18 protein-coding genes are annotated in these 22,482 nt (G+C 45.8%); 5 read left to right on the top strand and 13 right to left on the bottom strand.

From position 1 onward, the window contains the following. Positions 1 to 128: 128 nt before the first annotated feature. Complete coding sequence (locus tag U0033_RS04730; protein WP_072363732.1) at positions 129 to 500, bottom strand: winged helix-turn-helix transcriptional regulator; 372 nt, start codon at positions 498 to 500, stop codon at positions 129 to 131. 98 nt (positions 501 to 598) lie between these two features. Here U0033_RS04730 and U0033_RS04725 point away from each other — a divergent pair, with 98 nt between their 5' ends. Next, positions 599 to 1,351, top strand: a complete 753-nt coding sequence (locus tag U0033_RS04725) for an alpha/beta hydrolase fold domain-containing protein (protein WP_072363733.1) — start codon at positions 599 to 601, stop codon at positions 1,349 to 1,351. 180 nt (positions 1,352 to 1,531) lie between these two features. On the opposite strand, the gene U0033_RS04720 is transcribed toward U0033_RS04725, so the two are convergent. Continuing rightward, positions 1,532 to 2,272: an SDR family oxidoreductase gene (locus tag U0033_RS04720; RefSeq protein WP_072363734.1), complete on the bottom strand. Its 741-nt coding sequence runs from the start codon at positions 2,270 to 2,272 to the stop codon at positions 1,532 to 1,534. A gap of 153 nt (positions 2,273 to 2,425) precedes the next feature. Here U0033_RS04720 and U0033_RS04715 point away from each other — a divergent pair, with 153 nt between their 5' ends. Beyond that, complete coding sequence (locus U0033_RS04715; RefSeq protein ID WP_072363735.1) at positions 2,426 to 3,292, top strand: sugar phosphate isomerase/epimerase family protein; 867 nt, start codon at positions 2,426 to 2,428, stop codon at positions 3,290 to 3,292. A gap of 229 nt (positions 3,293 to 3,521) precedes the next feature. On the opposite strand, the gene U0033_RS04710 is transcribed toward U0033_RS04715, so the two are convergent. From U0033_RS04710 to U0033_RS04680, 7 genes are all read right to left on the bottom strand, one after another. Continuing rightward, positions 3,522 to 4,574: a site-2 protease family protein gene (locus U0033_RS04710; protein ID WP_072363736.1), complete on the bottom strand. Its 1,053-nt coding sequence runs from the start codon at positions 4,572 to 4,574 to the stop codon at positions 3,522 to 3,524. Between the two features lie 214 nt (positions 4,575 to 4,788). Next, positions 4,789 to 5,157, bottom strand: coding sequence for a DUF6717 family protein (locus U0033_RS04705; protein ID WP_072363737.1), 369 nt, complete (start codon positions 5,155 to 5,157; stop codon positions 4,789 to 4,791). A 308-nt stretch (positions 5,158 to 5,465) separates the two neighbouring features. Then, a complete protein-coding gene (locus U0033_RS04700) occupies positions 5,466 to 6,254 on the bottom strand; it encodes a DUF1266 domain-containing protein (protein WP_072363738.1) in 789 nt (262 codons plus the stop codon). A 425-nt stretch (positions 6,255 to 6,679) separates the two neighbouring features. Beyond that, positions 6,680 to 8,305: a hypothetical protein gene (locus U0033_RS04695; RefSeq protein WP_072363739.1), complete on the bottom strand. Its 1,626-nt coding sequence runs from the start codon at positions 8,303 to 8,305 to the stop codon at positions 6,680 to 6,682. A 1,243-nt stretch (positions 8,306 to 9,548) separates the two neighbouring features. Next, the gene (locus tag U0033_RS04690; RefSeq protein WP_072363740.1) at positions 9,549 to 9,764 is read right to left on the bottom strand and encodes a YgaP family membrane protein; all 216 of its coding nucleotides are present in this window, start codon (positions 9,762 to 9,764) and stop codon (positions 9,549 to 9,551) included. 181 nt (positions 9,765 to 9,945) lie between these two features. After that, positions 9,946 to 11,166, bottom strand: a complete 1,221-nt coding sequence (locus tag U0033_RS04685) for a hypothetical protein (RefSeq protein WP_072363741.1) — start codon at positions 11,164 to 11,166, stop codon at positions 9,946 to 9,948. A gap of 9 nt (positions 11,167 to 11,175) precedes the next feature. After that, positions 11,176 to 11,586: a hypothetical protein gene (locus tag U0033_RS04680; protein ID WP_143150842.1), complete on the bottom strand. Its 411-nt coding sequence runs from the start codon at positions 11,584 to 11,586 to the stop codon at positions 11,176 to 11,178. A 1,067-nt stretch (positions 11,587 to 12,653) separates the two neighbouring features. On the opposite strand from U0033_RS04680, the gene U0033_RS04675 reads away from it, so the two are divergent. After that, complete coding sequence (locus U0033_RS04675) at positions 12,654 to 14,216, top strand: FAD-dependent oxidoreductase (protein WP_072363744.1); 1,563 nt, start codon at positions 12,654 to 12,656, stop codon at positions 14,214 to 14,216. A gap of 725 nt (positions 14,217 to 14,941) precedes the next feature. Continuing rightward, positions 14,942 to 15,499, top strand: coding sequence for a hypothetical protein (locus tag U0033_RS04670; RefSeq protein WP_072363745.1), 558 nt, complete (start codon positions 14,942 to 14,944; stop codon positions 15,497 to 15,499). Positions 15,500 to 15,579: 80 nt separating this feature from the next. Here U0033_RS04670 and U0033_RS04665 read toward each other — a convergent pair whose 3' ends face one another. Then, positions 15,580 to 16,629: an alpha/beta hydrolase gene (locus tag U0033_RS04665; RefSeq protein WP_326980861.1), complete on the bottom strand. Its 1,050-nt coding sequence runs from the start codon at positions 16,627 to 16,629 to the stop codon at positions 15,580 to 15,582. Positions 16,630 to 16,683: 54 nt separating this feature from the next. Between U0033_RS04665 and U0033_RS04660 the strand changes: the two genes are divergently transcribed. Continuing rightward, a complete protein-coding gene (locus U0033_RS04660) occupies positions 16,684 to 17,412 on the top strand; it encodes a DUF4197 domain-containing protein (RefSeq protein WP_072363746.1) in 729 nt (242 codons plus the stop codon). A 140-nt stretch (positions 17,413 to 17,552) separates the two neighbouring features. Here U0033_RS04660 and U0033_RS04655 read toward each other — a convergent pair whose 3' ends face one another. The 3 genes from U0033_RS04655 to U0033_RS04645 all read right to left on the bottom strand — a co-directional run bounded on the left by U0033_RS04655 (position 17,553) and on the right by U0033_RS04645 (position 21,646). Further along, positions 17,553 to 18,887: an NAD(P)/FAD-dependent oxidoreductase gene (locus tag U0033_RS04655; protein ID WP_072363747.1), complete on the bottom strand. Its 1,335-nt coding sequence runs from the start codon at positions 18,885 to 18,887 to the stop codon at positions 17,553 to 17,555. A gap of 413 nt (positions 18,888 to 19,300) precedes the next feature. Next, positions 19,301 to 20,587: an alpha-L-fucosidase gene (locus U0033_RS04650; RefSeq protein ID WP_072363748.1), complete on the bottom strand. Its 1,287-nt coding sequence runs from the start codon at positions 20,585 to 20,587 to the stop codon at positions 19,301 to 19,303. A gap of 525 nt (positions 20,588 to 21,112) precedes the next feature. After that, entirely contained in the window at positions 21,113 to 21,646 is a 534-nt protein-coding gene (locus U0033_RS04645) for a YciE/YciF ferroxidase family protein (protein WP_072363749.1), read from the bottom strand. Between the last annotated feature and the right edge of the window lie 836 nt (positions 21,647 to 22,482).

Genomic DNA, 22,482 nt, shown 5'->3' with positions numbered 1-22,482 from the left:
TAGATTTCAATACCTGCGTTGAGTGCCTGCAATTTTAGGGGCCAGTTTTTAATTTCATGCAGTGCTCTTTCCATTAGATTTCAATACCTGCGGCGAGTGCCTGCAACCTTAGGGGCCAGTTGTTAATTTCATGCGGTGCTCTTTCCATTAGATTTCAATACTGCATTAAGTGCCTGCAACTTTAGCCCCCAGTTTTTAATTTCGTGCATCATGGGTGCGGTGGTCTTCCCAAACTCCGTAAGCCGGTATTCAACCGTCGGCGGCACCGTTGCAAAGATTTCCCTTTCAATAATACCATCTCTTTCCAGTTCGCGCAGTTGTGCAGTGAGCATGGTGGGGGTGATTCCACTGATCTCCCTTTCCAGTTCCTTAAACCGCTTCGGGCTTTGTTTAATAATAGCATGCAGGATCCTCAATTTCCATTTTCCGCTCAGCACCGAGACTGCATACTCCACCGGGCAGGAAATTTTTTCTCTTTCTTTTATTTTGTTTGCGTTCATTTTCAGTATTACTATAGTTTTTCGTAGTAAGGCAGTTTCTGCTAACCTCTTGCAAATGTATACCAGTGGGGATACTTTTGGAAAAAATTATTCGCACAATGGAAGATATAAAGACGCACAGGGAGTTCTTTGATAGCCTTGGAACCAGTTACCCCGCAGCGGCAGGTGTCACTATTACACCTGGTACAATCAGTGATGTACCTGTGTATTGGATTGAACCGGCTGAGGCAGCGGCAGGCAAATTGCTGGTATACTTACACGGGGGTGCATTTGCAGTAGGTTCCATTACCTCACATGGCCCGATGGTATCGCATTTTGCAAAGGCGGCAAAGCGAAAAGTATTGTTTATTGATTATGCACTGGCACCTGAAAACCCTTATCCGGCGGGATTAAATGATGTATTGAAAGTATATGCTACGCTGAATGATGTGGACGTGGAAATGATGGGAGACAGTGCAGGTGGTGGTTTGATCTTGTCTGTCATTGCTGCGGTGGAAAAGGCACCAAAGGCGGTCGTATTGTTATCTCCCTGGATCCGCCTGGAAAGTGACCTGCCTTCGCACGAGGTCAATGCAGGGAAGGATGTGATTGCTACGGAATATTTGCATGATGCGGCGAAAGCGTATGCCGGTGTAAGTCCGGATAGTTTGCGCTTTGATGCGTTTCCGCCGGTATTGATCCTGGCAGGAGGGCAGGAGATCCTGCTAGATGATAGCCGGACCTTTCATGCACGAATCCCTCAATCCAGGTTAGTGGTGTACGAAGGGAAGCAGCATGTATGGCCGCTAACAAATATCGATACGCCGGAGACCCTGGCGGAGATAGCGCAATTTTTAACAGCAGGGTATTAGTACCTGCTGTTAAAAATGATAGTGGTTTAAGCGCGCGCGTACATAGTTTTATTAACCGCACTATCTGATAGTGTCAACTTTTGACAGCAATGTATTAGTACCTGCTGTTAAAAATTATAGTGGTTTAAGAGCGCGCGTACATAGTTTTATTAACCGCACCAACATTATCAGAAACCTGTTTTAAAACCTGCTATTAAACGCTTCAAAGATCGTTTCCCCCTTTGCTCTCAAATTTTTCGCATCCCCGATCGGCGCTTCCAGTTCACCATTGATCAGCGCCGCCATCGCTTCCTTAATAAATTCAGCAATAGGAATACCGCCGTGTGACTGCGTCTTATCTTCCCTTCGGTCATGCCCAAGTTCTGTATCCACAGAGGGGGGCGCTATCTCAATTACCTGGATATTTGTATTGCGCAACTGCCAGCGCTGAGACAGGGTAAATGAATGCATAGCAGCCTTGGTAGCACAATACACTGGCATGAAAGCAGCCGGGATCCAGGCCAGGCCAGAGGTTACATTGATAATAACCGGGTTTTGCAGACCCGCTAAATGAGGCGCAAACAGTGAACCCAGGTGAATAGGACCTACCAGGTTCGTATTTATTTCTGCATACACCCTTGCAGGATCTACCGGTTGAGACAGGTCCATGGCCAGTTGTACTCCTGCATTATTGATCAATACATTGGTGGATGGATAATTGCTATACACCCAGTTCACCAGTTCTTCCCGCTGTGCTGCATCAGCGATATCAGAGTTTTTCACCACAATACCCGGTATGCGCGCCTGGATGGCGTCCAGCCGATCCTGTCTTCTGCCTGTAATGATAACGGTATTCCCATGTTTCATGAATTCTTCCGCAAAAGCCAGTCCGATACCCGAAGTGCCTCCTGTAATCAGGATGGTGTTTCCATTAATTTGCATAATTATTGCTTGTTTATAGCTGCAAAATTGAGAAGAAATAGGGGCTGTGTATTTGCAAGGATCAATCCATTGTTTGCAAAATTCACATTATCGTCTTAATTTGTTTCTCCCGGAAACTAATTTATCATTTTGAGCTAAAACACATAAACTATTATGACCACAAGAAGAACTTTCCTTGCCCAGGCAGGTCTGCTCGGCGCCGGACTGGCGTTTGGCCTCTCGTCGAAAAGTGTACTGGCTGCTGGTAAGATCAATGCCAAAGCAGGATTACAGCTCTATTCCCTTCGTGAAGAACTCCCTAAAGATGTAAAAGGCGTGATTGCCAAAGTAGCTGCCGCGGGCTACAAACAAGTTGAAACCTACGGCTATAGCAAAAAGAATGGCTTCTGGGGGCTCAGTGCACAGGAATTCAAGGCCCTGCTCACCAAACACGGTCTGACCAGCCCAAGCGGCCATTACGCCCTGGAAACCGAAGCCGACCAGGACGCTTCTATCGAAGCGGCAAAAATTCTCGGACAAGAGTACCTGACCATGGCTTATATCGATGAAAAGAAGCGTAAAACCGCTGCTGACATCAAAAATATAGTGGCAGAACTGAATAAACTGGCCGGCAAGGCGAAGAAACATGGTTTGAAACTCGCGTACCATAACCATGACTTTGAATTTAAGACAGTAGATGGCGTAATGCTGTACGAAGAACTGCTGAAAGGCACGAACCCTTCACAGGTGCATTTTGAAATGGACATTTACTGGGTAGTACGTTCCGGCCAGGATCCGCTGGCGTGGATTAAGAAGTACCCGGGTCGTTTTACCATGGTGCATGTGAAAGATATGGACAAGGCCAATCCTGAACTGAATACAGAAGTGGGTAAAGGAAGTATTAATTTCAAAGCGATTTTTGCGCAGGCGAAAACAGCGGGGATTAAGTATTATATAGTAGAGCAGGAGAATTTCTCCATCGATCCGTATGAAAGTATTACGGAAAGTGCAAAGTACCTGCGCACGGTATTATTTGCATAGAATTGCACAATAGGAACCTTGTAACTTTTAAGCCTGGATGGCTTGTAAAATGTATAAAAATGAAGAGCGGTTGCCATACAGCAACCGCTCCTTTCTTTTATCCAAAGTTGACAGCGTTCCTATTTATTGTCCGTTGTTTTTACCTTTTGTTTTTTTTGATCGCTGTGTGTTTTATATTTTGCTGTCAACTTTCAAGTTGGATAAATTCACATAACAATTGTCCTATTTATTAACCAAAGCTTACTGCATTCTCATTATCTGATAAGAAATCCTTCACCGTTTCCCTGCTCACCACTCCCAATAAACGTCCATCTTTCACCACTGGTACCTGTGCCAGGTGTTCTTCGGGCAACTCATCCCAGCAGTCGAAAATGGTCATATTCCCATTCATCAGTTTCACATCCTTGTCCATCATCGTATATACTTTTCTCCTGTAATAGCCGGGGGCCTGTGAGAAATGGATCACCTGGCTGTCAATGATACCGATAGGAGACTGGTTGTTCAGTACCACATAAGAGCGGTGACGATCGCCCAGCAGGTATGCATTGGCTTCTTCCATGGTAAACCCGGCATTCACTGTTTTGAAGTCAGTATTTACAATGTCACCCAGACACACATTCTTAACAGTTGGTTTCAGCACCAGTCTTTTTTCAGTAGCGCCCATCAGCAGCAGGTACAATCCAAAGAATACCAGCCAGCGGTTCAGTGTCACAGTGCCACCGATAAAGAACAGCACGCCCAGGATGCGGGTACCCATCAGGGAAGCCTGTGGAGGAAGGAGTCTTTCCATATCCATTGGAAAGGCGGGAAGCAGGTTAAACACCACGAGCATTACGTTGATATTGTGTAGAAATATCAGGTAGTTATTGGGTGTGATATTGAAGACCAGCTGATGCGTATCCCAGAATGGAATATACTCATCCAGGAAGGGCAGTAACAGCAGGGCAATGACCAAATTGACGGCAGGACCTGCAAAAGTGATCAGTAACTGATGACTCATTTTTTCAGGTTGCATTGCGATAGTAGGCAGGCCACCGGTAGGCAGCAGGCGTATATTTTTGACCGGTATACCAGCGTGCATACTGGCGATGGTATGGCCCAGTTCATGCAGCATCACACAAGCCCAGATAGACAGCACGCCCATGGCGGTCCAGCCTATACTTTGAGAGTCGCCACGTGAAATGATCGGAACAAATAGTATCCAGCAGCTAACCAGCAGGAAGATCCAGTGTACCCCCACCGGGATACCCTTAATGTGGAAGAGTTTGACGGCGTTTCTCATATGGAGTTTATTTGATACAAAACTATCTTTTAGGGGGGAGCTGTACTATGATGATGAATTGTTTCCATGATGACGGTCATTACCACTTATGTAAATTTCTGGCAGGATATTTTTGGATAATTTTACATTAAAGAGTGCCTGGGTGAATAGGTTAAAGGGATGCTTGTTGTAGCAGCAAAATTATTTTCCTTCACAGCTGGCATCGGTGCTGCAATCAGCTGGCATCGATACTGCAATCCGGATACCCTACATAGATCTTTGGTGGCAATCCATTAAACACAAACTCCGTCACGCCGCAGAGCCACATCTGGTGATTAATCTCTGTACCCTTATAATGCGGCATCGTATAAATCCCGCCGCTGATACTATCCTGCAAGCTTTCTATCAGATTCAATACATCCGCTTCTTCAAAAGGGGTATCACTCAGTTCAAGATAACATTCATTCGTATGATTGCTCACTGTATCGAGCATGGTATCAGCTCCCTCTACCATCTGCAGGGCTTCAATGCCATCCGTCCATTCAGGTAAATCTATATACCACTTGCCGGCATCGGTTTTGTAAAATCTAAAGATCTTCTTCATGTTGTTGTTGTTGTTGTTGTTTAAAGGGTGCAATTATAGCTATTCATTCATGCTAACAGGGCATCTGGCGCTGTTCTTGCGTTCGAATAGCATCTTCTTCATGTTGTCGTAATTGGCCATTTATAATTATTGATAGTACCAGGGTATCTGACATTTGGTGCTACCCTTGCGTTCCAATAGCATCTTCTGCATATTGTCGTAAGTGGCCAGTTATAATTATTGATACTATCAGGGCATTTGGCGCTGTCCTTGCGTTTCAATAGCCTCTTCTGCATATTGTCGTAATTGGCCATTTATAATTATTGATACTACCAGGGCATCTGGCGCCAGGGGCTATCCTGCCGTTCCAATAAATACCTTGTAATGGACGCTACATCCCGGTTCCCGGAGTGAACACCGCCCCACATCGCACGCCCCAGTACATAGCTTTTCGCGTAAGATTCCCAATCTTCATAGGTAATTCGTGCCAGTTCATGCGCTGCATCTATAAAACCCCAGGCTTCTGTTGCGGTGATAATCCGGGCCTCGTAGCAGAGCCTTGCCAGGAAGACCAGCCGGCCACAATCCCATCCTATCATCCCGTATTTCAGAATATCCTGTTCGTGTTGAAGAATACCGTCCTGCAGCAATTCAGGCATCGTATCCAGCAGGTTATGCAGTTGTGCAAACGCTTTTCCGTGATCCTCCTCATCTATAAAATAATCATCCATAATCACTTCCTGTTCTTCTGTTGTCTTAGCCATCAAAGCCTTGTAAATAGCCGGCAGGTAGTAACGAAAACCCTTATCCCGCAGGTATTCCAGCTTGGCCCTGGCTTCCCCGGTGCTTTTCAGTTTCCAGTAATTATGTAGCAGGGTACCAGTCACATAAGATTTATCAAGCCCTGTAGCCAGGGTATTGATAAATGCATGGGTCATCTCGCTATAAATAGCTCCCAGTGCAATCTTCCTATACTGTGTTTCATTCAGTGTGCTATCCGGATTAAGAAATACGGGCGTAAATGGTCTTTTCTTTTTTTGAAACCGTGGTAAAAGCCGCGTATATACGAAATAGCCCACCGCAAAGCCTATGATGAGGTAGGTAAGTATGGTTTCCATATTGCTCGGAAAATTAATTGGGAAAATTGGGTGCTAACAATTCTCAGAATATCTACTTCATGTCCCCTTGATTTAAATGCAAGATAGGGAATAATTCTTGCTCAATAAAAAATGGGGGCTATAATTAACCCCCATTTAATTCGGTGCAATTGAAATTAGCTTTTGCAGCGCGTATGTATTTTCTTTTAAGCAGTACTTTTTCAGGTGCAATCGTTCCGCACGTTATTCCTTTCCTCTGAAGCAATACTTTTTCAGATGCGATCGTTACAGCCGTTTTCCTTTCCTCTGAAGCAATACCTTTTCAGATGCAATCGTTACAGCCGTTTTCCTTCCCTCTGAAACAATACTTTTTCGGGTAGAACCCTTACTGCGCATATTCCTTTCCTCTGAAGCAATACCTCCGCAACTGCAACATTCAGCACATTTTACTTTCCTCTGAAACAATACTTCGACCAGTCTACGCCCACAACACCCTGCATTTCTCTCGCCGTTCCCAAACTAGCCGAATTATACCATTTCGTATGGATATCCGCTGCGCCACTCACCCCGCTCACCAGTTGCAGACGGTAATTATACTTCAGCTTTCTGGTCGCATCACCATTGTACGTGTAGTCCGTACTGGTTATAACAGCAATGACTACCCCATTTGCCGGGGCCGCATCAAGTCTTAGTGTACAGTTGCCGCTGCTCACATAAGGGCTATACACAGGCACCCCTGTCGTACTGCGATACACCAGCTGGCAGGTCATATTTGCCCCGATCGGCTGGAAATTCACCGTTACGGTACTGCCATTCACCGTCAGCGGTATCTGGTTAGCGCCAGACCATCCTGGTAAAGTGAGCGTATCCGGCGTCAGTGTACCCCCGCTATTCGTCGTCTTTACGTAGGGCGTTGCGATCCAGGCTGCCGGGTTCAGCCAGCTGGGTTGCCACTCAGCCCCGATCGACATCCCGAAATTCGCATTCAGCAGGGCCAGGCAGGCATTCTTCCATTTCCCAAAATCGACCGTTGCCTGTTTGGCCCTATACTCCGTGATCAGTCTGCGCAGCTGTGTATCACCAAGTCCGGATGCCATACCATCCAGGATACGGTTGCTTGCATTCCGCCAGATCCAGGGTACTGCTCCATCTCCCAGAACATTGCCTACAAACGTTGGGAAGGTGCTGCTGTACTGGTGTCCGCCTAAAAACGTACGCCAGGTGCAGATCTGCTGGGAGCCGTTGAACATATTTACGCCTTCGGCAGATGGGCCGCCAAAGCTCCCGTCCTGCAGCCAGCCGCTGTAGCACTCAATCGGCATGAACGGAGCAATGAAATCCGTGCCATTCAGGAATCCCAGTGAACTGAAATTGTTCGACCTCCTGGCATCGGCTGTCTGTTGCAACCATACGTCGCCACCTTCGTGGAACCAGGCTGCATTCCTGGCGCCGGGTAGGTCTGCCAGCACTGCGTGGATCCCTTCGTGTACCATGGCTCCCTGTTGGAAAACCGCGTCCGATGCGGTGTTCGAGGGATCGAATGCATACACGGGGTAATACGAGGCCAGGATCATAGGCCAGCTGGTACCATTGTAATAGATGGCGCTCTGCCAGCCACCTAAATCCGTGTTCGATGCATTGTCAGTACAGAGGCCGGAGCCATACAGGTATACGGCGCTCTTATACCCTTTTTTTGCCCGCAGATCCGGCGGCCAGCCCATGGTGTCGCGGAAGTAGGCAAAGTCTTTGTTCAGTCGTGCCAGCATGGGCGTAATGGCGGCACTGGTCACTTTGGAATTTTTGTTAGGCCCCCAGCGGAATGTAAACCAGTTGGAGGATTGGGTGCCTACTACCTGCGGACAATCATTCAGGATGTTCGCAGGAGTTGATAATGAAGGGTACTCACTTCTGAAATTGTAATTGAGTGTGGGGGAGTACGTGGGCCAGGTGTAAGCATCGCCCGCAGCGGCGGCTACAGCCAGTTCATTGTTTCGGTCAGGTCGGACCTTTGATTCTTTGTTACAGCTGAGGGCAAGGCAAGCCACAGCCATTGTGAGAGACAGGCATTTCATTGTCGTTCTTTTGAGGGTTTAAAAACTAAAAATCTGATGATCAAGTTTATTGAATTATTCAGGGATAGGACACCCGCTTTTTAGCTGCTTACAAGCACATTTTAACCAGTATGAAGATGGGAAGAAAGGAAGGTAGTTGATGAAAAATATAGCCCCCATAAATAGATAGCGAATAGGGCATCCGCTTTTAGCCGCTTGCAGGTATATTTTAATTAGTATGAAGAAGGAAGGAAAGGTTGTTGATGAAGAATACACCCCCCATAAATAGAGAGAGAATAGAAGACCTGCTTTTTAGCTACTTACAGGCCCATTTTAATCAGTATGAAGAAGGGAATGAAGGGTAGTTGATGAAGAATACACTCCCCATAAATAGATAGCGAATTGGGCACCCGCTTTTAGCTGCTTACAGGCCATTTTAACCAGTATGCAGGAAGAAATGAAATGTTGTTGATGAAGAATACACCCCCCATAAATAGATAGCGAATAGGGCATCCGCTTTTAGCCGCTTGCAGGTATATTTTAATCAGTATGACGAAGGGAATGAAGGGTAGTTGATGAAGAATACACCCCCCATAAATAGAGAGAGAATAGAAGACCTGCTTTTTAGTCCATTTTAACCCGTATGGGAAGAAATGAAATATAGTTGATAGAATCTGCCCTCTAAAGTAGATAGCGAATAGAGCACCCGCTTTTAGCTGCTTGCAGGTACATTTTAACCAGTATGAAGAAGAAAGAAATGAAATGTAGTTGATAGAATCCGCCCTCTAAAGTAGATAGCGAATAGAGCACCCGCTTTTAGCTACTTACAGGTTCATTTTAACCAGTATGAAGAAGGAAGAATGTAAGGTAGTTGATGAAAAATATAGCCCCCATAAAAGGATAGCGAATAGTGCACCCGCTTTAGCTGCTTTTTAGCACATTTTAACCAGTATGACGAAGAAAGAATGGAAAGGTTGTTGATGGAAAATACACCCCCCAAAATAGATAGCGAATAGGACACCCGCTTTTAGCTGCTTGCTGGTACATTTTAACCAGTATGGGAAGAAATGAAATGTAGTTGATAGAATCCGCCCACCTAAAATATACCGAATCCGCCCCCCGCTTTTTAGCCACTTACAGACCCATTTTTAACCAGTATGAAGAAGGATAAAGGAAAGATAGTTAATGGAATACAAGCTCTAAAATAAGTAGAGGCTGCCATCTCCAAGATAGCAGCCCCGTTATTGTTGTTATGACAAGTACATTAGCTCCGTGCCGGCTCTTTCGGTGCCTCATGCTTTGTTTTCAATCCCAGCAGGGAATACAAAGGGCAAAAGCCGGTAAGACTGGTCAGCAGAAGAATAACTGCTATGATCATGAAAAGACTGTCTGTAAGTATCTTGTTGTAAAACAGGAAGATGGTAATGATGGCTAGAATTACGCGGATCAATCCATCAATTGTACCGACATTTTTTTTCATAGCGTGAATTTTTTAAATCAGTTTAAAGGTAATTGAAATAAGGTGGTGGAATTGTGACATTGGTCATTGATAATAATGATTATCAACGGCAGTTTTCAATAGAATAATTGTTCGTGGAATCGTTGTCGCTCGCATTGCTAAGATACAAAAATATTTAAAAATCCACCTTCCTGTAAAAAAACTACCTTAACTTCCTTTCCCCTCCAAACCCTGCTATGAAATTAATCGCTGCCACCAGGTTACCTCCTTTACTGATCGCGCCATCAAAATTCCTCCCGAACGAAAAGGTCACTTTCCGGTTTTTCGCAATCTCATATTCGGTGCTCAATACCAGTCTCCACGAAGGATCCAGCACACTACTCCCAATCACACTGCGGTACAAGGCTTCTCCACTCAGCGTAAATTTATCATTCAGGGTACTTAGCAAGAAACGCGCACCCGCATCTAAGGTCGATGCATGATCTGCACTCACTTTGCCGGCCGGATCCGCAAAAATCAACTCGGGATGATATAGATAACGCACGATAAACATGGAGGTGATACCCTTATTCCCGTTTTCATAACCACCCGTTAACCAGGCACCGGCTTTATTGATCAGGCTATTGTCAAACCTGTTATCCGGAAAATCGGCTACTAAGCCCGTTGTGAAATCGAGGAAGGGGCCTTTCCGCTCTGTAGGAAAAGCAGCCGCAATCGCTTTTGCCCGCTGGTATGGTTCCGTAGAAGGCAGTCCTTCCTGCTGCACGGAATCCACCAGGTTATGCATCCGCTGTAAGTCAGCGACCAGTTGTGCCCTCCGTATTCTTTTCTCTTCGTGGGTCAGGGTCGTATCTTTATCCAGGGCTACCCGCAGGTCTTTTAGGATCCGCAGGGAATCGGAATACATATTCGGCAGCTCGTATGCCTGTAAGATCTCTTCCTGGGCCTTTATAAGCGCCCAATATGCCTTCCGGGTAGTAGTAGACCAATTCGGCCTGATAATCGAAAATTTAAGCCCAAAAGCCACTTTAGTCGTCTTCAGACTATCCACATCTTCCTGCCCATCCGGCCCCATATGAGTAAAACCTGCAGAAATGGTAAAGGATTGCAGGAAAGCATGCCGGCTACTGTCAAAATCCTTGAGGGTATACTTTTTTGCACCCCATAAAAACGGCGCAATTTCAAAAGCATAACTATTCGGAATGGCCGTCAGGTTATTTGTTGCATTTTGTACAGACAGACGGAAACTATTCAGGTCAGAAGGCCGCTCTATTGCACTGGTGGAAATGCCCAGCATATTGAAGGCCGGCGATACCGGCGATTTCAACAGGTCCAGGGTAATCGTGGTATCCACATTCAGTTGCGCCTTTACATCCAGGCATAACATGGCCAGGATGGCGATAACAAAAGATATTCGTTTCATGGGGAATCATTAAGAGAAATCAGTGAAGTAAATCGTGATCTTATAAGCGGCAGAATCGCCCTGTTCCTGCACGGTTCTTTCCATTTTGTAGCGGTAAGGCGCGCTGCCTCCACTGAGGGAGAAATCGAGGCTGGTTAGGTTGGTGACGGTCGATACATCTGTGATGATGGTATAGACTTCCAGGTACCTGTTCACCAGGGAATTGCCGGTGCCGAGAAGGAAACTGGTAATAGCCCCCTGGATGTTATTCCCTATCCTGTTGGAGTCAATGATCACATCGGATACTGCTGATTGCCCGGTGGTGCCGGGAAATAAGTTCATTACAATAGGATTGCCAGTACGATCGATTTTGTACTCATCATAATGATTGGTCTTGCCGGTAGTGTCGGCAAAGACTTTTTTTAGCGGCGTGGTAGACATGTCTCGCGTTTTTGGTTTTAGCTACAGCTTTGGGAGCTGTATTTTGGGGTTTGGACAGAAAATTGGTTGAAACAGATTGTATGCAAATTAAGCATTCGTACATTTTTTGTAAAATTAATATAATTATTATATTTTCTTAATATTTAATCTACGGAGTGGGAGGGCGGCTGTGTGTTTTTGGGGCGGAGTTTGGGGATGGTGGTGGAGAATGGGATCATTTTTTATTGAGGATTTTTGGAGGAGGAAGATGAAGGAACGGTGGATCATTTTTTAGTTGGCATATCTGGAGGAGGAGGGTGGAGAAACAATAAATCATTTTTCAGTTGGCATATCTGGACGAGAAGGATGGTGGAGAATAGGATCATTTTTTATTGAGAATTTTTGGAGGAGGAAGGAGGAGGAACGATGGATCATTTTTCAGAGGGAATATCCTGGAGGAAGTGGATGGTGGAGAATGAGATCTCTTTATTGAGGATTTTTGGAGGGGGAAGGAGGAACAATAAATCATTTTTTTAGTTGGCATATCTGGAGGAGGATGGTGGTGGAGAATGAGATTTTTTTTGAGGCTATTTTGGAGGAGGAAGGAGGAGGAACGATGGATCATTTTTAGTTGGAATATCTTGGAGGAAGTGGATGGTGGAGAATGAGATCTTTTTATTGAGGCTATTTTGGAGGAGGAAAATGGAGGAACGATGGATCATTTTTTAGTGGGAATATCTGGTGGAGAATGGGATCATTTTTTATTGGTGATATTTTGGATGAGGAAGATGGAGGAACAATAAATCATTTTTCAGTTGGCATACTGGACGAGAAGAGCTGTGAAGAATGGAACCTTTTTTATTGAGGATTTTTGCAGGAGGAATGTAGAACAATCGATCATTTTTCATTGGGCATATTGTGGGCGAGAAGGCCGGTGGAAAATTGTACCGTTTTTTATTGGGAACATCCTGGCGAACAGTGGCGGGCCGAGCACGGCGGCCATCATACCCCGAAATCCATTTACACAAACCTAAAATCGCATCCGGCACAAATTATGGTATCTCTTATAAGAATCAAATCCGGAAGCTATGATACAAAGAGATGCATCCACTACCAGTTTATGGCAGGCTAACATAGAGCCTTTTCAACCCACCTTAATGGCTGATCATACCACCACCTACGATGTGATCATTGCAGGCGGTGGAATCACCGGCCTTAGTACCGCTCTTTTATTGCAGGAAGCAGGTAAGCGCTGCCTGTTGCTGGAGGCCAATAACATTGGTTTTGGTACCACCGGTGGCACAACTGCCCACCTGAACACGATCCCGGATACCTCCTACGATCAGATCACAAAAAATTTCAGTAAGGAAGATGCGGGCCTGGTGAGAGAATCCGTTGGGGCTGCCATTGGCCTGATACAACAGAACATCGAGCGCTTCAGTATAGACTGTGGCTTTGATTATACAGATGCGTATTTATTTGCGCAGGATGAACAGCAAACAGAGGCACTGGAGAGCATTGCAAAGTCTGCACGGGAACAAGGCATTAACATTACAATGCAGGATCAGCTGCCTGTGCCTTTTCAATTTACAAAGGCGTACAAAATCACAGACCAGGCCAGATTGAATCCGCTGGCTTATATCTATGGACTAGCCCGCGCATTTGAACAGGCTGGTGGTGTAATTGTGCAGCATTGCAGGGTGATGCAGATTCATAATACCACGCATATTAAAGTAGCGACTTCCCTTGGTGAGTTTACCGGAATGAATATCGTGTATGCAACACATGTACCACCGGGTATTAACCTGGTACACCTGCGTTGTATCCCTTACCGGAGTTATGCGCTGGCCGTGAGATTGGCGGATAATGCGTATCCAGCTTCACTGATCTATGATATGCATGAACCTTATCATTATTTCAGGACCCAGGACGTGAATGGGAAGAAATATTTGATAGCAGGTGGGGAGGATCATCAAACGGGGCACCAGGAAAATACAGAACAATGTTTCCGTAACCTGGAAGCTTTTGTGCGTGAGCATTTCAACGTGAAATCGGTGGACTATAAATGGTCTTCGCAGTTTTATGAATCTGCGGATGGATTGCCTTATATCGGGAATCTGCCCGGACAGCCGGATAATGTGTATGTAGCTACAGGATTTGGTGGCAATGGTATGGTGTATAGTGGGGTAGCAGCGATGCTGATCCGGAATATCATCATGGGTAAGCATCGGGCTACGGAGAAATTATTTGATCCGAGCCGGATAAAACCAGTGGCTGGATTCACAAATTTTGTGACCCATAATGCGGATGTGGTGAAGTTGTTTTTCGGAAAATTGCTTCCTGCACATAAGCTGACGGAGTTGGCGGAATTGGCACCGGGAGAGGCGCAGGTAGTGAATTATGAAGGGCATCGGGTGGCTATGTTTAAGGATGAAGAAGGGATGCTGCATGCGGTAAACCCGGTGTGTACACATATGAAGTGTGAGGTGGGATGGAATAGCGCGGAGCGGTCCTGGGATTGTCCTTGTCATGGGGCGAGGTTTGATGCAGATGGTAAGGTGTTGAATACGCCGGCGGACCGGGATCTGGAGCAGTTGGATATATCGCATGATGTGAAGCCGGTAGAGGTGGAGGAGCAGGGGGAAGTATAAGATAGATATGTTGCGGGTAGGGTGATTGTGGAATTTGGCAGATAATGAGTGAAGGAGGCAAAGGTGTGAGGTTGATTGTGGGATTTGAATGGCATTGAAGTAGGAGCGGAAGTGATTGCGGGATTTGGCAGATAATGAGTGAAGGAGGCAAAGGTGTGAGGTTGATCGTGGAATTTGAATGGCATTGAAGGAGGAGCGGGAATGATCGTGGGATTTGGTAGATGATGAGTGGATGCAAAGGTGTGAGGTTGATCGTAGAATTTGAACGGCATTGGCGGAGCAGCAGGAGTTATTGTGGAATTTGGCAGATGATGAGTGGAGGAGGCAAAGGTGTGAGGTTGCTCGTGGAATTTGAACGGCATTGAAGGAGTAGCGGGAATGATTGCAAAATTTGGTAGATAATGAGCGGCTGCAAAGGTGAAATCCAAAAATGAACATATTTTAACTAATCAATAAAAGGCAATCTGAAGCCATCACCTTTAAACCTGGAAAATTCAGTCTACAATCAGCCAAACAGGTGAACCCGGTCATTCTATTTTACTTGATAGAAGATTAATATTGGATATAAGTCCAGCGTTTACAAACTGGTCAGCGAGCCAGGCAACAAATAGCCGGCCATGCCTGTTATTTAATTATGCAGCAGATGGGTACCGTGCGTTCGCCGGCTATTTATTGCTGCTTTCACAGTTTGTAAATGACATTGTATCACCTTAAATACATTAGTTATGAAACAGAGTGGAATCAACAAGTGGGTAGCTGTGCCTGCTGTTTTGTTTGTATTTTCTCTTTTTGGAACGTATTTCAGCTATGCTGCTGCCAGGCAGCATCCTTCTTATTTTCCTGTTGTGTATGTGTGTGTAGGGATTGCTGTTTGTTCTTTTATAGTGGCAGCAATTATGCAGAATGGAACAATCAAACAAAGACCAAAGTATGCGCCTATCCCTTTTAGCACGGATCATTCCGAAACGTATTATTGTATTTATACTACCGGAAAGCGGAAATATGATGTGGATTTTATAGAAGACATTGCGGACAGGATTGAGCATATAGACGAAGAACATGATCCGTTGCTGAGTGCGCAGATAGCGGAATTGTTTAATCCTGAAAGGAAGTCTCCTGTGTTATTACCGGCACAGCTTACAAACGGGGAGGAGGTGTACCAGCGCCCGCTGAAATCAAGTCAGTTGGTGGATGATATTACGAGGAATGAAAGGCATTTTGCGCTGCTGACTTTTGAAGATCATTCTACCGCTTTGGTGGTAAGGCATGAGCAGCTGATGTAGTACAAGTGCAGGTGGTGTAGGGAATTGGCAGGTAATTTAATCCCTAACAGCCCTTGTCTGCCGCCTCCACCCATCGCTTACTACTTTCTAGCTGCTATAATATGACTATCCATCATCCAGTTCGTCAACAATGCCGGCCATGCTTTTAACGACAGCAAATCAGTTTTATACCCCATATTGAATGCATGATCTCCATTAGCAAAAATATGTGCTTCTACAGGGACCTTAGCGTCCCTGTAGGCGCTTAATAAAGTCACTATTGGCGCCGAACAACAGGCATCGTTATTCGCCACTACCAGGAACGCCTTCGGTGCATCTGCCGGCACTGTTTGCGGAATCCCCAATGGCCCCGGATATACCAGGATCTGGAAATCCGGTTTCCCATTCAGCCTGTCTACCGGGTCTTTGGCCGCCGGATCGCCATTACCTTTTGCATACGCCACCTGGGTCACCACTTCTCCACCCGCACTAAATCCCCACATCCCCACACGGGCAGTATCAATACCCCATTCCTTTGCATGACTCCGCGTTAACCGCATCGCACGGTAAGCATCCTGCCTTACTTCCTTTTCCAGTGAATACGTAGAATCCTCCCGGAATAAGCGGTATTTCAAAATAATAGCGGCAATTCCCAGATCATTCAGGTACTTTGCGGGGTTGACCCCTTCTGAATTATACACCAGCAGGCGAAATCCTCCCCCGGGGCAAATCACGACCGCCGCACCGGTTGCTTTCTCCTTCGGCGGAAGGTAAACGGTGATACTGGGATTATGGATATTCTTTACATAGTAATCTTTGGCTATTTCGGGCTCGTTTTTGCGGTTTTCGTACCCTGGGGCACCATCTGGCCAAAGGTGAAGAACGATTGGCGAATCCTGCCCGTTAACAAGGCAGGGGAGCAGGAGGCAAAGGAAGAGGTAAATGCGTGACATAGCATATAAGTTACCATTATTCTGCGATAGTTTTGAATAAAATTTCTTCGAGGCAATCTGATGATTGTCATGCCGCTTCGATGCCGTTATACCTGCTGATGACATGATCACTGGCCTCTTTTTTTTAAAGACCAAACGCATATCAATACAGGTGCTGTCGCCAGCCCACCCTGCGTCAATATCATATCCTACACCCATCACGCCTGGTTTTTTTATATCTTTGCCTCCGTTCGAGTAAATTAATACTGTACTATGAAGCGTCTATTCCTTGTATGCCTGGGCATTTTATGTTTTTCTACCGGCTGTGAAACCTCACAGCAAATCTTACAAAACCTTCCTACCAGTGTAGCTGGGCAGCCAACGACTACCCAGATCGCTGCTGGTTTGAAAGAAGCACTCACTATCGGCACACAAAACAGTGCCAACCGCCTGTCTGCCGTTGACGGATTCTTTGCGAACGCGGCCCTGAAAATCCTGATGCCGCCAGAAGCACAGAAGGTTGAATCTACCTTACGTAAGCTCGGCATGGGGAACGTGGTAGACAAAGCGATCCTCTCTATGAACAGGGGTGCTGAAGAAGCAGCAAAATCTGCTACACCTATTTTCGTGAATGCTATCAAACAAATGAGTATTACCGATGCTATCGGCATCCTGAGAGGTGGCAAAACTTCCGCTACTGATTATTTCAAAAGCAAGACAACGGCTGAACTGACCAATGCATTCAAACCCGTGATTGCAGCAGCACTGAAGAAAGTGGATGCTACAAAATACTGGGGCGATGTATTCTCCCTGTATAACAAGTTTTCCAGCACGCCGGTAAACACCGATCTCTCTGCTTATGTAACAGAAAAAGCGATCGCCGGGATCTATGTTGAAGTAGCCACAGAAGAAGCGAAGATCAGGCAGGATCCTGCTGCACGTGTAACAGATCTCCTGAAAACTGTGTTTGGCAGCACGCTGGCGCAGACGGGCAATAAATAATCTATTAAATAGAAAAGGGGGGTATCATAAGTAAAATGAAGCCCCTGAGAATCCCTGAAAAATTATTTTTCTCCATCAGGAATCCGAATAGAAAGGGGCTGTCTTCGAGACAGCCCCTTTCTATTTATTTAAAAACATCCTCACACCAACACTTTCTCCGTCACCTTCTCCACCGGGATATTCTCCTTCGGCTTCCCTATTATCGTTCCAAACCCCGCATCATTCGTAAAATACTTCCACACCCAGTTAATCAACACCACCACCCTGTTCCTGAACCCCACCAACGACATCAGATGCACAAACATCCAGATCAGCCATGCCCGAAATCCCTGTGTCCTGATCTGCTTCTTAAACACCATCAGGTCCGCCACCGCATGATTCTTCCCTATCGTCGCCATCGTACCCATATCATTATACTTAAACGGTTTCGCTGCCTTACCAGCCTCCCAGCGCCTGATATTCCTGCCTAACAACTTCCCCTGCTGTATCGCCGGCTGCGCCAGCATCGGGTATCCATGAGGCATTTCTTCCGTCACCATCGCGGCTATATCCCCAATCGCAAACACATTATCATAGCCCGCTACCCGGTTAAATTCATCTACCTTTATCCGCGAATCCTGCATACATTCTTCCGACAATCCATTCACCGGCAAGCCAGATACCCCCGCAGCCCAGATCAATGTCCGCGTCACCAACTGCTCCCCGGTACTCAGTTTCACCGCAAACCCATCATAAGAAATCACCCTTCTGTTCAACCATACCCTCACACCCAGGTCATTCAGCATCTTCAGCGATTTCTTCGATGCCGCCGGCGACATCCCCTTCAGGATCTCCCCGCCACTCTGAATCAAATGAATATCCATTTTTACAAAATCCAGCTCCCTGTAATCCTTCGGGAACACATGTCTTTTCAGCTCACTCAGCGCACCCGCAATCTCCACGCCCGTCGGTCCGCCACCCACAATCACAAAGTCCATCAAACTATTCAACTGCATCTCATCTTCCACCTGCAATGCTTTCTCAAAATTGCTGATGATCGTATTGCGCAATAACAGGGCATCTTCCAGGCTCTTGATACTGATTGCCCTGGCCGCAATCTCCTCATTCCCGTAATAGTTCGTGGTAGCCCCCGTTGCAATCACGAGGTAATCGTACCGGATCATCCCAATAGATGTCTCTACCGTTTGATTGGTAGTGTCTATCTGCTTTGCCTCGGCCAGGCGGAAGAACAGGTTTGATTGCTGCTTGAAGATCTTACGGTACGGAGCCACAATGGAAGGCGCTTCCAGATTGGTCGTAGCTACCTGGTACAATAAAGGCTGGAAGGTATGAAAGTTGTGTTTGTCTATCAATACTACCTGCAAGTCTGTTCCGGCAAGGGATTTCGCCAGTTCCATCCCTCCAAATCCCCCACCTATGATCACGACTCTTTTCTTACCTGTTGTTGCTATTTTCGTTTGACTTAATAAGACCACGCTATTGTATTTTAGACTGTGAATCAATGATATGGCAAACTGCCGGGCACAATTTGATACCAAAGATAGTACCATTCGACTAATAGCCGTCCTTGTAGAATTCCCTATTATTGTTTATATTATCGCGTTTGTGGTGGGTTTTGTATTTTTTGAAACGGTGATGTTAATCCAAAGTCAAAACAAAAGCTCATTACAACACCAGCTCCACCACCGGCACTGTAAACCCTGGCTTCCTTTCCGGCAATATCAATACCAGGTCATCTCCATTTTTCTCGCGTTTAATCTCCGATGCATCATGGAGGAACTGCGCATATCTTGTAGAATTCCCTATTATTGTTGATATTATCGCGTTTGTGGTGGGTTTTGTATTTTTTGAAACGGTGATGTTAATCCGATGCCCAAACAAAAGCTCATTACAACACCAGCTCCACCACCGGCACTGTAAACCCTGGCTTCCTTTCCGGCAATATCAATACCAGGTCATCCCCATTTTTCTCGCGTTTAACCTCCGATGTATCATGGAGGAACTGCGCATATTTTACCTGATCCTTATATCCTTTTAACACTAATTTCCCTCCCTGGTAATTCATCAAATGTACATACAGCCGCTTCGTCACGGGGTTATAGGTGAGCAAACAATGTTCCGGTGTCACATACCCGGCAGGTGCCTCCTGGCAGTTATAAATGGACCTGTCATTAAAATGCATCCATTGCCCGATAGAATCCAATGCCCGTGTAGCCCTATAGTCAAATACCCCCCTGCCTGTCGGCCCGACATTTAATATCAGGTTCCCACTCTTACTCACAGCAGTAATCAGCAATTTGAGCAACTGGAAATTCGTCTTCCAGGTATCTTCATCCCGGTAATAGCCCCATGAACCCGAGAAGGTCTGACAGGTTTCAAAAGGCAGTCCGTCATAATTACTCTTCAGGTCTTCGGGTTTTACCTGCTCCGGCGTAGCAAAATCAGCCCCACCAGGCACACCTGCCAGGTCAAGCCGGTTATCTACCAGGATGTCGGGTTGTAATTTGCGGATCATTTTCAGCAGGGCCACAGATCCCCAGTCATCCCGGCCTTTGCCATGCGGACCAGGGTAGGAGAAGTCCAGCCAGAGGATATCGATCTTCCCGTACTTCGTAAGCAGTTCCGTAATCTGGTTCCGCATGTACTGGCGGTATTTCTCCATATCACGGCCTTTGTTGAGGCGGGCATAAGCCGTATCAGCAGATGGGCGCTGCGGATGGTGGGTGTCAATCGTAAAATCCGGATGATGCCAGTCGAGCAGGGAATAATAAAACCCTATCTTAATACCTTCTGCGCGAAAGGCGTCCACAAATTCCCGGACAAGGTCGCGGCGGATAGCGGTATTGGTAGATTTATAGTCGGTAAATTTGGAATCAAAGAGACAGAATCCTTCATGGTGTTTGGTGGTGAGCACGGCATACTTCATGCCGGCAGCTTTGGCTTGGCGGGCCCATTCTTTTGGGTTGAAAAGGTCGGGATTGAACTGATCAAAATACACCTGGTATTGCTCGTTACTCAGTCTTTCGTGGTTCTTCACCCATTCGTGCCTGGCAGCATCCGCATACAGGCCAAAATGGATGAACATGCCGAAGCGGTCGTGTTGCCACCAGTCTATTTTTTGTGCGAAACAGTAATTGCAAAGAAGGAGCAGGATAAAGGTAAATCTGGCTAACATAGTGTGGAATTATTTTTCCATAAGATAACCATTTTATCTTTTCCCTGCTCCGGAGAAATACATTTTAACTGAACCAGGCCAGGTCATGTTGAATGAACAGAGCTTGGGTACATTGAATGACAAGAGCCAGATCATGTTGAATGAACAAGTTTAGATCATGTGGAATGAACAAAGCTTGAATCCCGCTAAATGAACAAGACTTATATCATGTTGACTGACCAAAGCCCAGATCATGTTGAACAGGGCTTGAATCCTGCTAAATGAACAAAGCCAGGTCATCTGGAATGAACAAAGCTTGAATCCCGCCAAATAAACAAAGCTTAGGTCATGTTGAACAAAGCTTGAATCCCGCTAAATGAACAAGACTTAGATCATTTTGACTGACCAAAGCCCGGATCATGTTGAACAGGGCTTAGATCCTGCTAAATGAACAAAGCCAGGTCATCTGGAATAAACAAGCTTAAATCCCACTAAATGACCAAACCTTAGATCCTTTGGAATGCCCAAAGCTTAGGTCATGAAAATCTATTCCCGCTCCTGGCTTGCCTTATAGTTTACATCATTTTCCGCAATCTGCGTCAGCTTCGCATCCGCCGCCTTCTCTTCCTCCAATGTCTGTCTCAACAGCACAGCGGCCTCTTTATACCCCAATGTAGCCGCGAGGGTGACCAAGCCGCCATAAGTAGCAATTTCATAATGCTCAGCCTTCTGACAGGCAAAGATCAAAGCTACATCGCGCTGGCAGGTATCCGTATCCGTCTCTTCGATCAGGTCTTCTCCTTCTTCCACAATACCCGCCATTGCATGGCATTTCTTTGCATCCGCATCCACACCTACCAGGTCAAACACATCTTCCAGCCGGGCCACGTGATTTTCAGTCTCTATCAAATGACTGTCGATCGCATCTTTCAATTGATTGGTCGTTGCTGCCTGGCTAAGTTTCGGCAGGGTCTTCACTAATTTTTTCTCCGCCCAGTAAATGTCTTTTAACTGGTCAATAAAGAATTCCTTCAGTTTGCTATCAAATGCCGTAGACGCATTCAGGGTTGTAGTTGCCATAAGATTAGTTTTTCCAACAAGGGGGGAGAAAATAGTGCCATGAATAATGGCACGAAAATGTAGCTCTCATCAGCGATGTACTACCACAAAATGACCCACATTGCCGAAATAAAACCCATTCTACCGGATAAAAATGTCGTTATCCAGCTGGCACGATTCTTTCACTATATTTATCAGAAGAGGAAGTTTCACAACCCGGGGTGGTTATAACAATTAACCTGAGATAATACCCTTAGTACCTGCTCTGGATAATCCCAGCGAAGGAAAAAACGAAACTCCTGACAAGGCCTTCGGTAATCCATGCCGAAGGCTTATTTTTTTCTAAACCTTTCGGAGCCTATATCTAAATAATCCCAACAACGCAAAAAACCGACCCTCCTAACAACTCCATCAGTAATCCAAACCGAAAGCTCATCTTTTTCTAAGCCTCTCGGGGCCTGAATAATGCCAGCGAAGGGGAAAACGAAACTCCTAACAAAGCCTTCAGTAATCCATCCCGAAGGTTCATCTATTTCTAAACCTCTCAGGGCCTGAATAATGCCAGCGAAGGGGAAATGAAACTCCTAACAACTCCATCATTAATCCAAACCGAAAGCTCATCTTTTTCTAAGCCTCTCAGTGTCTGTGTATGGATAATCCCAGCAAAGCAAAAAAGCGAAACTCCTAACAACTCCATCAGTAATCCAAACCGAAGGCTTATCTTTTTCTAAACCTCTCGGGGCCTGGATAATCCCAGCGAAGGGGAAAACGAAACTCCTAACAACTCCATCAGTAATCCATCCCGAAGGCTCACCTTTTTCTAAACCTCTCAGTATCCATATCTAAATAATCCCAGC

The organism is Chitinophaga sancti (genome assembly GCF_034424315.1).
GTDB lineage: Bacteria > Bacteroidota > Bacteroidia > Chitinophagales > Chitinophagaceae > Chitinophaga > Chitinophaga sancti.
Note: the sequence above shows the minus strand (reverse complement) of the source record. Positions and strands in the feature narration are given on the sequence as shown.